The sequence below is a fragment of the Gelidimonas denitrificans genome, from assembly GCF_055694065.1.
Window position 1 is genome coordinate 2,490,255 of record NZ_CM146350.1, and the last position, 14,404, is coordinate 2,504,658.

Consider the following 14,404-nt stretch of genomic DNA (forward strand, 5'->3'; position numbering starts at 1 on the left):
ATTTAATACTGCAAAGAAAAATTATCATCTTTATTTCCTCCATTTGTTATAAAGCATACCAGCGAAGCCTGAAAATTTCAGAGCACTAAACGCATAAGGCGAGAATTGATCAAGTAGTTTCCGCATGACAATGCGACTCGTCTTCTTGTGCTGTTAATGCTTATTTAATAGTAAAATAAAACCGCACTGAATTTTATTTTCTTATGTTCGGAACCGAACAGACTTAGCCCCAATTACAGCATCACATTGACGTTTTAAACAGGAGAAACATCATGAACAAAAACCAGATTAAAGGCGCTGCAAAAGAAGGTGTTGGCAAAGCACAGGAGGCAGCAGGTAAATTGGTTGGAAGTGATAAGCAGCAAGCTAAAGGGCTGGACAAACAAATTACCGGAAAAGTGCAGAAAGCAGTTGGCGACGTGGAAGAAAAAATCAAATCTAAAGTGAAACCTACCTAAATAGTGCATTGTCTAATTGGAGCCATCTTTGAATAGAAATTATAAAGTTTGATCTCATTAATAAAAAAAACAGAAGCATTCTATAAAATAATTCCGAGATTGTTGTTCCACAAGAAGAAAAGTTGCATAGAATCTAAAGGAGATTCAAATGTATATAGGCATCGGAACCATTATATTAATCATAATTCTGATTTTAATTTTCAATTAAGAAACTGCTGTTACGCACGTCTGAGCGGAGAAGAACGATCCACGAAAAATAAAGGATAGAGAATTTGATACGCATAACAGTGAAATCCAATACAAGGCGCAAGCACTGAATACATTAAAGTGACAGAAATGCACCTGCGTTTGCCAGCCAACGTCTGTTGCTAACCGAGCGCAACAGCCCAATGAGTAGGCTATAAATTCCGTTTGCGCGATCATCGCAGGCAGCGCTTCCATCCGTGTAAATTACGGAACCTTTCTGCATGAATGCAGCGGCCGGTCTGCCTATGCTTTATTTTCGGCCTTAATAACGAATGCGATAGTCTTGTTTGCCCCATGATTGCGTCGCCAATCACATCGCACCTCTGATACATCACGAACGCACGACGCTTGCCCCCCAGCCAAGCGGCTGATCAATATCATCTTCTTTTTTGTTCTTCAGGCTTACATGTGCCTTGACAGAGGAAACTCGCGCCCATTTGTAATGACTGAAAATTGTTTGTTGATTTATCCCTCTTTATGTAGAATGTTCACTATTTTCAAGGAACATGCGAGGTTTGCCATGCAAGAAGAATGGAATCAACTGGCGACCAACCTGCTCAAGTCGGAAATGGCTCGCGCAGGGCTGGGCTATGAAGAATTGATCAGCCGTTTGCAGAAAATCGGCATCGAAGAAAGCTACAAGGGCATTGCCAACAAAATCAATCGTGGCGCATTCAGCTTTGCTTTTTTTATGCAATGCATGAAAGCGTTGGGCGTCACGGATGTGAGATTGTAAAAACGCGTTGGCTAGTTCTGGATTAAAGAATAATTTTTCTCCCAAAGCGAATACGTAAATTAAATATCAAAATGGAGTATGTACAGTGTCAAAGTATTCTCACCTCAGTCAAGAAGAGCTGATTAGCCTGCTTGAACAGCGCGATGCAGAACTGAAACTCGGCTTAAATTGGGAACGTAACTCCAATGAGCATGAAAGTGCTTTGAATGACGATTTTATTGCGCTGGATTTAGACACAGCCTTATCGTTTGGCGCCAGCCCTTACGATAATCTCCTCATTGAAGGAGATAACTTCGACGCCCTGCGATATTTAAAAAGAGCCTACACAGGGCGGGTCAAGTGCATTTATATTGATCCTCCTTACAATACCGGTAACAAAGACTTTATATACAACGATAATTACGTTGATAAGGATGACAATTTCAAGCATTCAAAATGGCTTGAATACATGTATCGTCGCTTGTCACTGGCAAAGGATTTATTGACCCCTGACGGAGTGATCTTCGTCTCTATTGATGACAGTGAGTATGGGTATCTGTCGGTGCTTATGGATGAAGTATTTTCTAATATGCGGGTGGGCACATTTGTCTGGAAGCGCCGCAGCGGAGCCAATGATTCTACTGGCTATTTCACCAGCACCGATCATGAATACGTGCTGTGTTATGCGAACGCCGGATTCTCATTTCAAGGCATCGACAAGGATTTTTCATCTTATAACAATTATGACGATGGATCTTCCGACCCCTGGAAACGCGGCGACTTAACAAAAGCGCATACATATAAAGCCAGGCCGAACTCTTTTTACCCGATTCAAAATCCCGACACCGGCGTCTGGTATCCGGCCAATCCGCAGCGGGTATGGGGCCCCATATCTGAAGTGTTTATAAAGCCAGGGAAAAAAGCGCCTAAGACGACCATAGAAAAACTGATTAAAAATAACAAAGTGCTGTTCCCGGAAGAAACCAGGGTCGTTCAATATGCATCCCACAATGAATTGATGGGTGCAATTCAATCCGGCACCTCGCCGCAATACATACGGGAAAACCTTTTTGATTCCGATGAAGAGAATCAGGCATATCTGAATTTCTGGGTGAATAAGCCGATTGGATATGGATCGCCTGGCTATAAGCGGAATTTATCCGAAGTAAAACGGACAGAAAAACCACTGTCAACCTGGATCGTTTCGCCGTCGGACAAATCTGCGCATGGTAATGCCGTGACCTTTATGGAATCCGGTATGACGCAGGAAGGCACGAAATTGATTCAACAAATGCTGGGCAGTAAAGCGTTCAGCTATCCCAAGCCGCTATCCCTGATTAAGAACCTGGTAAAACAATCCACTGGTGACGGCGATATCGTCCTGGATTTCTTTGCAGGCAGCGGAACTACAGGACATGCGGTACTGGCGCTGAATGCAGAGAGCGATGATGAGAGAAAGTTCATTCTCGTATCGACCACCGAAGCAACAGAGTCTGATCCAGAAAAAAACGTATGTCGCGATGTTACCCGCCAGCGACTGATTGCGGCAATTGACGGATATTCCTACAAGACCAAAACAAAGCAAGAATCAATTGATGGCGTTGGCGGAAATTTTGCATATCTCGTTACGCGTCGCATCGATGTTGGGCACCTCCACGTTGAGATTCAACATGAACAGATCTGGCATTACATTCAACAATTTTACGGTTATGGCCTGCAACCTTTTGCGCCTTATCATCCGGTGCAATCGACAGATACAGACCAGGTTCGCCTGATCTATGCACCAGAAGTCAATGAAATAACCTTAAAGACTATTGTTGAATTGATGGAAAAACAGTCTTCGGTAGTGGTGTATTCATGGCAGCCGGAACTGTTAAAGCAGCGGATATTGTCAGAGCATGTGAACTTTGAAAAAATCCCTGATTTTCTCGTTAAAAAATTCGGGAGGAACTCCGAGAGGAATGCATGATGAGAAACACATGACGCCGATAAAAATAAACTTGGCAGATTTTTCAATATCGATCTGATGACGGGATACTAACGATGATTGCCGATACGGATCTGGCGTATGTGGAATTAAACAAGGCTGAACTGGATGCATGCATCGATATAGCGCAACATCTTTCAGCGCATATCGTAGACAGAAAGGATTTGCACGAAAGAGATAATCTGGAACGCTTCATCAACGTTCTGATGGGGGAAGTTGCGGAGCAAATGGTCATCAAATGGTTGACGGGGGCGGGAAAAATCGCCGAATCCACGGTAGATAAGAAATCCGGTCAACCCGATCTCGGTCATGATGTGCGGGTATTCAGGTGTACTGACGGGTCTGAAGCATTTTGCTCCGTGAAGTCATCCTTATCCTTCAAATTGGATGTGAATGGCATTCTAAATATCTGCAAGATAGCCACGAAAAAATCCGAACTCAGGGATATCAATATCCAAGTGTATTTCTGGCTCACCACGGAACCGAAAAACGAGGAAAGCCGCGTGACTGTACCGTCGTTGAAACAGGCTGCGATTATCGGTTGGTTCACTAAAAACGAGCTGATGCAATTTGCCGCATATAAACATGAACCGGGTAGAGAGGCGCCAGTCGAAACTCTGCGAACAGCGAGATCAATGGACTCATTGCTGCATTACTTGAAGTAATTCGCGCTTAAATCCTGGTGCGGCGACTGCATAATTCAGGTTATGTGCGCTATCACACGGAACTGATGCGAATCGTAGTAGACAATCTTTACATTGAGTGGGATTTCAAAATCTGCTCAACCGCTACAGCAATATGCGGTGCGTTTGAGAAAGTCCAACTATTACGGGAATGCGCGATGTCATCTACCACCACCAATTTTTCCATTTCCCGCCTCATCACTGCAACAGTCTTAATCGTTTTATTCTGTGCAGGTACGGCATTCGCCATCGTCGGCTGGACGCCCGGCGCAACCGGGCTTCCTACGGATATCGCCGCTGTCCAGGAATAAGAATGGAAACTGCAATCGGTAAGCAAGGCAGGTTGGCATAATAATTTTCTAACCTTTCAAGAGGCAAAAAAATGAGCTTAATAATCAGCTTGATTGTGTATCTGGTCGTATTTGGATTGATTTGGTGGTTAATCGGCATGTTGCCGTTGCCGGCACCGATTGGGCAAATCGTGCGCGTGCTTTTCATTATTTTGTTAATTCTGATCATACTGTCGGTGGCTGGCATTCTGCCAGGCGTAACTGTGCCGCTGATACGCTGGTAAAACGATAAGTTGTGCTTTTTGCCGATCTTGGCGGATTATCGTCGGGACGGCATTGGGCGCACACAAACAGACGCTCTATCCGAGCCCGAACCAATTGGCCGAAGGCTTGCATCATGAGTGCCCATTTTTCTGTCGTGATTGCGTCGCAAGGCTGGGAATTTGACGCCCCCGATTCACACCCGTTGCTGGCGTCGGCGCAACTGGCCGGCGTTCGCTTGCCCAGTTCCTGCCGAAACGGCACCTGCCGCACTTGCATTTGCCATCTTCTCAGCGGGCGCGTCAGCTACCGCATTGAGTGGCCGGGGCTGAGTGCTGAGGAAAAAGCAGACGGTTTTATTCTGCCCTGCGTCGCCTATCCGGAATCGGACCTTGTCATTGATGTGCCAGGCGCTGTCCGGCTTACTGCCTTCCGATAGATCCGCTGTGCGATGCACACTGTGGCCAGTAAAAAATATCGGCGCTACTCCACAATCCACATCGGGATGCCATTTGCTTGTAGGTGCGAATACATTCGCACCTACGCCGCTGTTGTTTCAACGTGAAAATGCCTGATTTTGAACAACGTATCTACAAAACAGTACCGCTTCGCTCTTAATTCGCATGCTGGATGAATAGTTACAAAATTTTCAAAAATACGGGAGTATGGTTAAAAAACATGTATTCACCGCGTATTTATATGAAATATAAAATTTTACTGAATACAGTATATGAATATTCATTCAATGCTGTAGCCCATTACCTTGGCAAATTCCGATCGCCAGCAAATATTTCATGAACGTCTCATAATTTTATTGATTCTTGAAAATTCAATAATTCGATAAAGAAAGCGCAAATAATGGATGCGCACTGCCCGTTTATCGGCAGTAGCGAGGACAAGACCGCCGTGCTGGATGACGTCAAGGAGTAATCCGATGACCAAGCTCGCCTCACCGCGCTGGCGGCGACTGACACGCTTACCGCTGGCGGTTGAAATTGCATTAGCCTTGCTGCTCAAGATCGCGATTTTATTTGCCTTGTGGCACGCCTTTTTTTCCCATCCGCAAGCCAAGCACATGCTGCTGCCCGCCACGCAGGTGGAACAACGCTTGCTGGCGGGCGCATCTTCCGGTTCTTCTGCACGGGAAGATGCGCCCGCGGCGCATTCAAACCCCTCGTCCCACCCCCAATCCAAGGCGCAACATGGCTCAGATTGAAGCAGTCGTCAACCTGTCGCGGCTGCAGTTCGCTGCCACCGCGATGTATCACTTTCTGTTCGTTCCGCTTACGCTCGGTCTGGCGTGGATACTGGTGATCATGGAATCGGTCTATGTGATGACCGGGCGCGAAATTTATCGCGACATGACCAAGTTCTGGGGCAAGCTGTTCGGCATCAATTTTGCTATGGGCGTGACTACCGGCATCACGCTGGAATTCCAGTTCGGCACCAACTGGTCGTATTACTCGCACTATGTGGGCGACATTTTCGGCACTCCGCTGGCGGTCGAGGGCATGATGGCTTTCTTCCTGGAATCGACTTTCGTCGGGCTATTCTTTTTCGGCTGGACGCGGCTATCCAAGGTGCAGCATCTGGGCGTGACCTTTCTGGTGGCGCTGGGATCGAGCCTGTCGGCGGTATGGATTCTGATCGCCAACGGCTGGATGAATAATCCGGTCGGTGCCGAATTCAATGTCGAAACCATGCGCATGGAACTGGTCAGCATCACGCAGGTGATCCTCAATCCGGTGGCGCAAGTGAAGTTCGTGCATACGGTGGCGGCTGGTTATGTGGCGGCCTCTCTATTCGTGCTGGGCATTTCATCGTATTACCTGCTTAAGGCGCGCGATACCGGGTTCGCGTTGCGCTCGTTCGCGATTGCCGCCGCTTTCGGGCTGGCTTCAACGCTGTCGGTGATCGTGCTGGGCGACGAATCGGGATATACCGCCGGTGAAGTCAACAAGGTGAAAATGGCTGTAATCGAGGCCGAATGGGAGACCGCGCCGGCGCCGGCTGCGATTACAGTCTTTGGCCTACCCAACAACAAGACCGAGCGCACCGATTATGCAGTCAAGATTCCGTATCTGCTGGGCCTGATCGGAACCCGCTCAACCGACCAGCAGATTACCGGCATCAAGGATCTGAAACTGCAGCATGAGGCGCGCATCCGCAATGGCATGCGCGCTTACGCCGCCTTGACGCGACTGAAGTCGGGCGATAAATCGCCAGCAGCGCGGGCCGCTTTCGAGCAACTGAAAGGCGATCTCGGCTTCGGCCTGCTGCTGAAGAAATACACGCCGAACGTGATCGATGCCACACCGCAGCATATCCGGATGGCGGTCGACGATACGATCCCGAAAGTCGCGCCGCTGTTCTTCGGCTTTCGCCTGATGGTGGCGCTGGGTGTGCTGTTCCTGTTTATCTTCGGCGCCTCGTTCTATTACCTGATCCGCAAGCGGCTGGCGCAGCAGCGCTGGCTGCTGAAACTGGCGCTGTTCAGTATTCCATTACCGTGGGTGGCAATCGAGACTGGCTGGATGGTGGCGGAATACGGCCGCCAGCCGTGGACCATTTCCGGCGTGCTGCCAACCCATTTGTCGGCCTCGACGCTGCAGCCGTCTGACCTATATTTCAGCCTGGCCGGTTTCATGACTTTTTACACGGTGCTGCTGGTCATCGAACTGATGCTGATGTTCAAGTATGCACGGCAAGGACCGAGCAGCCTGCATACCGGCAAGTACTATTTTGAACAATTTGAACCATCCAAAGCTTAGGAGCTGCCATGCTCGATTATGAAACCTTGAAATTAATCTGGTGGGGCTTCGTCGGTGTGCTGCTGATCGGTTTCGCGCTGACCGATGGCTTTGATTTCGGGGTCGGCATGCTGCTGCCCTTTCTGGGCCAGAACGATACCGAGCGCCGCATCATCATCAATGCGATCGGCCCGACCTGGGAAGGTAACCAGACCTGGTTCATCACCGCCGGCGGCGCACTGTTTGCCGCCTGGCCGCTGGTGTATGCGGCAGCGTTTTCGGGCTTTTATATTGCGATGATGCTGCTGCTGTTCTCACTATTCCTGCGCCCGGTCGGCTTCGATTACCGTGGCAAAGTAGCTGATCCGCGCTGGCGTAATGCGTGGGACTGGGGATTGTTCACCGGCGGCTTGGTGCCGCCGCTGATCTTCGGCGTCGCGTTCGGCAATCTGTTGCTGGGCGTGCCGTTCCATTACGATGACAGCATGCGGCTGGAATATATCGGTGGCTTCTTTGGCTTGCTTAATCCGTTCGGGCTGCTGGCCGGAACGCTCAGTGTGGCGATGCTGACGATGCATGGCGCGGCGTTTTTGCAGGTGAAGACCGATGGCGTGATCGCACAGCGCGCGCGCAAGGCCGCCGCCATCGCGGCGCTCATCACATTTGTCCTTTTCGCGCTGGCGGGAGTCTGGATCGCCACCGGCATCGAAGGCTACCGCATCGTGACGATGCCGGACGCTAATACCGCCTTCATGCCGACAGCCAAGATGGTCGAACTGGTGCGCGGCGCCTGGATGGACAACTATGCGCGCTGGCCTGCGATCTGGGCGTTGCCATTGCTGGGTCTTGCGGGCGCCATGATGTGCCTGTTTTTTACCGCCTCAAAACGCGCGCTGCCGGCTTTCCTCAGCAGCGGCCTGTCGGTGGCGATGGTGATCCTGACTGCGGGCGCCTCGATGTTTCCGTTCGTGATGCCGTCTTCGCTGGACCCGAATAGCAGCCTGACCGCGTGGGATGCGGTGGCCAGCCACAAGAGCTTGGGCATCATGTTCTGGATCGTGGTGATCTTGCTGCCGATCATCATTTTGTACACCGGTTGGGTCTATCGCATGGTGAGCGGCAAGATCGATGAGAAACATATCAGCGACAATGAACACACCGCGTACTAGTAAATTAGGAGGTCGACATGTGGTATTTCAACTGGATTTTAGGAATCGGCCTGGCGCTGGCTTTCGGCATCATCAACGTGATGTGGCTGGAAGCGAATTACGCTTTCGGCGAGCGTGACGAGGATCAAACGCAGCACAGCTTCGAACGCGCGCGCGACCGGGCATGAACAGGCCAAAGCACGCAAGAAACGGCGGGGCTGGCCGGCCATCTTTCATCCGTCCAGTGCCATACGGGGGACGGCATTATTCATTACACTGTCGAATGCCAAACCGCCGGGCAATAAAAAAGTGCCAATTACTGTTGGAATTTGAATCTTGAACCACCAAAAAATACATCCGAAAAAGCATCAAACAACATCGCTGGCATTGTTTTGCAAAGTCGTTGATAACTATGGCGACATTGGGATTTGCTGGCGTTTGGCACGGCAACTGGAGCAGGAACATGGCATCGCCGTCACCTTGTGGGTGGACGATTTGCGGAGTTTTCAGCGGATTTGTCCAGAGGTCGCTATCGACCGCGAGGAACAACAGATCGGTACAGTGACGGTGCGCCATTGGCGCGATCAAAACGGCGTGTTTGCGGCCAGCGATGTGGCCGATATCGTGATTGAGTTTTTTGCCTGTGACATACCGCCTGCGTATATTGCGGCGATGGCACAGCGTACACCGCATCCGGTGTGGCTGAATCTGGAAGGACTTAGCGCGGAAGAGTGGGTGGAAGGTTGTCATGCATTGCCATCATCCCAACCACTGTCCTTGACAAAGTATTTTTTCTTTCCTGGCTTTACCAGCAAAACCGGTGGCCTGCTGCTCGAATCCGGATTGCAGCAACAGCGCCAGACATTTCGCGATGATCAGGCTGCAATGGCAGATTTTCTCGGGCAATTTGGCGTCACGCCAGCAGAGATGGCAGCCCTGAAGGTGTCCTTGTTTTGCTATCCGCAGGCACCGGTTGCGGCATTATTTCAGGCATGGCAAAAGAGCGGCACAGCGATACTCTGCCTGGTGCCAGAAGGCGTTGCTGCCGATGCAGTTGAAACATTTCTTGGGCAAGCTGCGAAAGCGGGGGCAAGCGCGACCCGCGATGCCTTAACCGTGCGCGTACTGCCTTTTATTCCCCAGCCTGATTACGACAAACTGTTATGGGCATGCGATCTCAATTTTGTGCGGGGAGAAGATTCCTTCGTCCGCGCACAGTGGGCGGGACAACCGTTTATCTGGCATATCTACCCGCAAGACAAAAATTTGCATCACGTTAAATTGAACGCATTTTTGCAGCGCTACACAGCAAAAACAGAGAGCTTGAGCGAATTCTCTTTAGACTGGAACGCTGCAACGAAAACAGCAGTGAATTGGGCCGAGACATGGCAGCTGCTTGAAGCCGATATGCAAAAAATTGCCATCATGTCTACAGATTGGCAGCGCCAATTATTGGAGAATGGCGATCTGGCATCCAATTTACTGCAGTTTGCCAAAACAGTTCGGTAAGGAATATTCAAAAAATGGGTTAAAATCTACGGTTAAATTTTACGCATTTTAAAATTCAATCAAACGTAGGATTACGGCGCTTTTTGCCAGTAGGCTACAGATGATTTTTGTGCAACCACCTTTTTACGTATATTCGCTATGAAACCTGCAAAAGAAATTCGTGTTGGCAACATTATTATGGTTGACACTAAGCCTATGATCGTCTTGCGCTCTGATGTCAACGGCTCGAGTCGCACGGGCTTCACCTATAAGTGGAAGATGAAGAATCTTCTGACAAATAGCCCTCTGGAAAATGTCTTTAGGGGTGACGACAAGTTTGAGGTAGTGGTACTCGACAAAAAAGCGGTGACCTATTCTTATTTCGCTGATCCGCTGTATGTGTTCATGGACACAGACTATGAACAGTTTGAAATTGAAGGCGAGAACCTGGGTGATGCGCTGCACTACCTGAAAGATGGCATGGAATGCGAAGCTGTTTTTTACGACGGCAAAGCAATTTCCGTCGAACTGCCAACGACCATCGTGCGCCAAATCGTGTACTCGGAACCAGCAGTCAAGGGCAATACTTCGGGCAACGTACTGAAAGAAGCCAAGATTGAAAATGCAATCGAAGCGCATCAGCACACCGTTCCAGTGCCCTTGTTTGTCAGCCAGGATGACATGATTGAAATTGATACCCGCACCAACGAATTCAAAAAAGTAGTGCGCAACTAATTTCACATCCGACCACTAAAAACGCTGCGATTTTCCGCAGCGTTTTTTTTCGTTCATCTATCGGAAAAACACCATATCGAAGCTAAAAACGTCGGGTTGCGCTAACGCACACCCGATTTGCGATGCTACCGAATTGCTCAATAATTACAGTACCTTGGCAATCGACGCGATGACGTAACCAATATTGCGCGTATTCAGCGCAGCCACGCAGATACGGCCGGTATCGACTGCATACACCGAAAACTCTTCGCGCAGACGATCGACCTGGGGTTTGGTCAGACCGGAATATGAGAACATGCCGCGCTGCTTGATCACGAAATCGAAATCGTTGGATGGCGCTGCTTCTTTCAGATTCGACACCAGCAATTGGCGCATTTCGCGGATACGCACGCGCATGCCAGCCAATTCTTCTTCCCACAGCGTGCGCAGTTCCGGTGTCGCCAATACGGTGGCAACCACCTGGCCGCCGTGGATGGGTGGATTCGAGTAATTGGTGCGAATCACGCGCTTGAGTTGCGACAGCACGCGCGTTGCTTCCTCGGTGCTGGCCGCGACGATGCTCAGTGCGCCCACCCGTTCGCCATACAAGGAGAACGACTTGGAAAACGAGTTCGCCACAAACAGCGGACCGCCCGCAGCGGCAAACCGGCGCACCACTTGGCCGTCTTCTGCGATGCCGTCGCCAAAGCCCTGATACGCCATGTCGAGGAAAGGCACCAGGCCGCGTTGGGCGACGACTGCAATGACTTCATCCCACTGCGCATTGCTCAGATCGGCACCGGTCGGATTGTGGCAGCATGCATGCAGCACCACGATCGAACCGGCTGGCATCGATTTCAGTGAATCCAGCATGCCGGCGAAATTGACGCCGCGTGTTGCTGCATCGTAATACGTGTAGTTATTCACGGTAAAGCCGGCCGATTCAAACAGCGCACGGTGGTTTTCCCAGCTCGGATCGCTGATCCAGACTTGCGCGCCTGGTGCAAAGCGCTTCAGGAAATCGGCACCCAGTTTCAGGGCGCCGGTGCCGCCGATGGCTTGCGCGGTCACTGCACGTTTTTCTTGAATAACCGCGCTATCGGCACCAAATACCAATTCCTGCACCACTTTGTCATAGGCAGCCAGACCGTCGATGGGCAAATAAGTGCGTGGCGCGAATTTTCCCATCAGGATCGCTTCGGCCTTGCGCACGCATGCCAGCAGCGGGACTTTGCCGTTGTCATCGGAATACACGCCGACGCCCAGATTGACCTTATTAGGGTTTTTATCAGCATTAAAAGCGTCGGTTACGCCAAGAATCGGGTCGCGGGGCGCCAGTTCGATGGCGGAAAATAGGGAGGCAGAAAGAGGTGAGTTCATCGTGATAACATCAAAAGTTGGCAGCGAAAACACCGAAAGCGCTTCTCAGTATTTTTCGCAGCGGGGTTGAATGGTGCAGAACAAAGCGAAGATTTCCGCCAAGCACCATAAACAGTTAACAGTCCACAATTTTACCAAAGGTCGCTATTCATGGCTGAACTATCCGAAGTTTCCACTCAAATTGATGAATCCAAAATCGTCACTTTTCCGGATTCTCCGTATCGCCTGTTCCAGCCTTTCGCGCCGGCCGGCGATCAACCGCAGGCCATCGATAAGCTAGTCGAAGGCATTGAAGACGGCTTGTCGTTCCAGACCTTGCTCGGCGTGACCGGCTCGGGCAAGACCTACACGATGGCCAACGTCATCGCCCGCATGGGCCGGCCCGCCATCGTATTTGCGCCGAACAAGACGCTGGCGGCGCAGTTATACAGCGAATTTCGCGAGTTCTTCCCGCAGAATGCGGTCGAATACTTCGTCAGTTATTACGATTATTACCAGCCGGAAGCCTACGTGCCGCAGCGCGATTTGTTCATCGAAAAGGATTCGTCGATCAACGAACACATCGAGCAAATGCGCCTGTCCTGCACCAAATCGCTGATGGAACGGCGCGACGTGATCATCGTCGCCACCGTCTCCGCCATCTACGGTATCGGCAACCCGAACGAATACCATCAGATGATCCTGACCTTGCGCGCCAAGGACAAGGTCAGCCAGCGCGACGTGATTGCGCGCCTGATCCAGATGCAATACACCCGCAACGAGATCGATTTCGGGCGCGCCACTTTCCGCGTGCGCGGCGACACCATCGACGTATTTCCGGCCGAGCATGCGGAATTGGCGATCCGGATCGAGATGTTCGATGACGAAATCGAAAGCCTGCAACTGTTCGATCCGCTGACCGGCCGCGTGCGCCAGAAGATTCCGCGCTTCACCATCTATCCCGGCTCGCATTACGTGACGCCGCGCGCCACCGTGCTGCGCGCGGTCGAAACCATCAAGGATGAATTGCGCGAGCGACTGACTTTTTTCCGCAAGGAAAACAAGTTGATCGAAGAACAGCGCATCGAGCAACGCACCCGCTTCGATCTGGAAATGATGGCCGAAATCGGCTTCACCAAGGGAATTGAAAATTATTCGCGCCATTTGAGCGGCGCGCAGGCTGGCGAACCGCCGCCGACGCTGGTCGATTACCTGCCGGCGGACGCGCTGATGTTCCTGGACGAATCGCATGTGCTTATCGGCCAGTTCAACGGCATGTATAACGGTGACCGGGCGCGTAAAACCAATCTGGTCGATTACGGCTTCCGGTTGCCGTCCGCGCTGGATAACCGGCCGCTGCGCTTTGACGAATTCGAATCGAAAATGCGCCAAACCGTGTTCGTCTCGGCCACTCCAGCCGCATATGAAACTGCCCACGCCGATCAGGTGGTGGAACAGGTGGTGCGCCCGACCGGCCTGATCGATCCGATGATTCTGGTGCGGCCCGCCAGCAGCCAGGTCGATGATTTGACCAATGAAATCAGCGACCGGATCAAGAAGAACGAACGGGTGCTGGTGACTACGCTGACCAAGCGCATGTCCGAGCAATTGACCGAATATTTGAGCGACAACGGTTTCAAAGTACGCTATTTGCACAGCGATATCGACACCGTCGAACGGGTCGAAATCATCCGCGACCTGCGCCTGGGCACCTTCGACGTGCTGGTCGGCATCAACCTGCTGCGCGAAGGGCTGGATATTCCGGAAGTTTCATTAGTGGCGATTCTGGATGCCGACAAGGAAGGTTTTCTGCGTTCCGAACGCAGCCTGATCCAGACCATCGGCCGCGCCGCCCGCAACCTTAACGGCATGGCGATCCTGTATGGCGACAAGGTGACCGATTCGATGCGGCGTGCAATCGACGAAACCAATCGCCGGCGCGAAAAACAGGTCGCCTTCAATCTTGCCAACAACATCACGCCGGTCGGCATCAAGAAGCATATCCGCGACATGATCGACGGCGTCTACAGTCCACAGGATGCGCGCGAAGAGTTGCAGGTGGCGCAAGAACACGCCAAATATGAAGCGATGAGCGAGAAGCAGGTCAGCCGCGAAATCAAGCGGCTGGAAAAGCTGATGCACGATCACGCGAAAAATCTGGAATTCGAACAAGCCGCGCAAGTGCGGGATCAGCTCAGTGTGCTCAAAGACCAGGTGTTCGGCGCGCACGGAACAGACAATATCGTGTCGATGAACGGATAATATACTCGCAGCCGTATATTTAACTTCCGCAATGTATATATGC

15 protein-coding genes are annotated in these 14,404 nt (G+C 51.0%); 14 read left to right on the forward strand and 1 reads right to left on the reverse strand.

From position 1 onward, the window contains the following. Positions 1 to 272: 272 nt before the first annotated feature. The 13 genes from FKCLFG_RS11605 (at position 273) to FKCLFG_RS11665 (ending at position 10,761) form a co-directional block, all read left to right on the forward strand. On the forward strand, positions 273 to 458 hold the full coding sequence (locus FKCLFG_RS11605) for a CsbD family protein (RefSeq protein WP_472613246.1): 186 nt from the start codon (positions 273 to 275) through the stop codon (positions 456 to 458). Positions 459 to 1,146: 688 nt separating this feature from the next. Then, positions 1,147 to 1,440 carry a DUF6471 domain-containing protein gene (locus tag FKCLFG_RS11610; protein WP_472613247.1) on the forward strand — a complete coding sequence of 98 codons (294 nt, stop codon included), beginning with the start codon at positions 1,147 to 1,149 and terminating at the stop codon, positions 1,438 to 1,440. A gap of 85 nt (positions 1,441 to 1,525) precedes the next feature. Next, positions 1,526 to 3,388, forward strand: a complete 1,863-nt coding sequence (locus FKCLFG_RS11615; RefSeq protein ID WP_472613248.1) for a site-specific DNA-methyltransferase — start codon at positions 1,526 to 1,528, stop codon at positions 3,386 to 3,388. Positions 3,389 to 3,462: 74 nt separating this feature from the next. Further along, positions 3,463 to 4,071, forward strand: coding sequence for a hypothetical protein (locus FKCLFG_RS11620; RefSeq protein ID WP_472613249.1), 609 nt, complete (start codon positions 3,463 to 3,465; stop codon positions 4,069 to 4,071). A 176-nt stretch (positions 4,072 to 4,247) separates the two neighbouring features. After that, complete coding sequence (locus FKCLFG_RS11625) at positions 4,248 to 4,400, forward strand: hypothetical protein (RefSeq protein ID WP_472613250.1); 153 nt, start codon at positions 4,248 to 4,250, stop codon at positions 4,398 to 4,400. A 71-nt stretch (positions 4,401 to 4,471) separates the two neighbouring features. Then, positions 4,472 to 4,663: a Thivi_2564 family membrane protein gene (locus FKCLFG_RS11630; protein ID WP_472613251.1), complete on the forward strand. Its 192-nt coding sequence runs from the start codon at positions 4,472 to 4,474 to the stop codon at positions 4,661 to 4,663. Between the two features lie 113 nt (positions 4,664 to 4,776). Further along, positions 4,777 to 5,079: a 2Fe-2S iron-sulfur cluster-binding protein gene (locus tag FKCLFG_RS11635; protein ID WP_472613252.1), complete on the forward strand. Its 303-nt coding sequence runs from the start codon at positions 4,777 to 4,779 to the stop codon at positions 5,077 to 5,079. 495 nt (positions 5,080 to 5,574) lie between these two features. Then, complete coding sequence (gene cydP, locus FKCLFG_RS11640) at positions 5,575 to 5,856, forward strand: cytochrome oxidase putative small subunit CydP (RefSeq protein ID WP_472613253.1); 282 nt, start codon at positions 5,575 to 5,577, stop codon at positions 5,854 to 5,856. Beyond that, a complete protein-coding gene (locus FKCLFG_RS11645; protein WP_472613254.1) occupies positions 5,843 to 7,411 on the forward strand; it encodes a cytochrome ubiquinol oxidase subunit I in 1,569 nt (522 codons plus the stop codon). Before cydP ends, FKCLFG_RS11645 begins: the two co-directional genes overlap by 14 nt. A gap of 8 nt (positions 7,412 to 7,419) precedes the next feature. Next, positions 7,420 to 8,559: a cytochrome d ubiquinol oxidase subunit II gene (gene cydB / locus FKCLFG_RS11650; protein ID WP_472613255.1), complete on the forward strand. Its 1,140-nt coding sequence runs from the start codon at positions 7,420 to 7,422 to the stop codon at positions 8,557 to 8,559. A gap of 17 nt (positions 8,560 to 8,576) precedes the next feature. Further along, positions 8,577 to 8,726 (forward strand): cytochrome bd-I oxidase subunit CydX, encoded by a 150-nt coding sequence (gene cydX, locus FKCLFG_RS11655; RefSeq protein WP_472613256.1) that lies wholly within the window; start codon positions 8,577 to 8,579, stop codon positions 8,724 to 8,726. Positions 8,727 to 8,889: 163 nt separating this feature from the next. Beyond that, positions 8,890 to 10,047, forward strand: coding sequence for an elongation factor P maturation arginine rhamnosyltransferase EarP (earP, locus tag FKCLFG_RS11660; protein WP_472615846.1), 1,158 nt, complete (start codon positions 8,890 to 8,892; stop codon positions 10,045 to 10,047). Between the two features lie 138 nt (positions 10,048 to 10,185). Beyond that, entirely contained in the window at positions 10,186 to 10,761 is a 576-nt protein-coding gene (locus tag FKCLFG_RS11665) for an elongation factor P (protein WP_472613257.1), read from the forward strand. Between the two features lie 144 nt (positions 10,762 to 10,905). Here the strand turns inward: FKCLFG_RS11665 and FKCLFG_RS11670 are convergent, their stop codons facing one another. After that, positions 10,906 to 12,120 carry an amino acid aminotransferase gene (locus tag FKCLFG_RS11670; protein WP_472613258.1) on the reverse strand — a complete coding sequence of 405 codons (1,215 nt, stop codon included), beginning with the start codon at positions 12,118 to 12,120 and terminating at the stop codon, positions 10,906 to 10,908. A 150-nt stretch (positions 12,121 to 12,270) separates the two neighbouring features. Here FKCLFG_RS11670 and uvrB point away from each other — a divergent pair, with 150 nt between their 5' ends. Further along, positions 12,271 to 14,361 (forward strand): excinuclease ABC subunit UvrB, encoded by a 2,091-nt coding sequence (gene uvrB, locus FKCLFG_RS11675; RefSeq protein WP_472613259.1) that lies wholly within the window; start codon positions 12,271 to 12,273, stop codon positions 14,359 to 14,361. Positions 14,362 to 14,404: the final 43 nt, after the last annotated feature.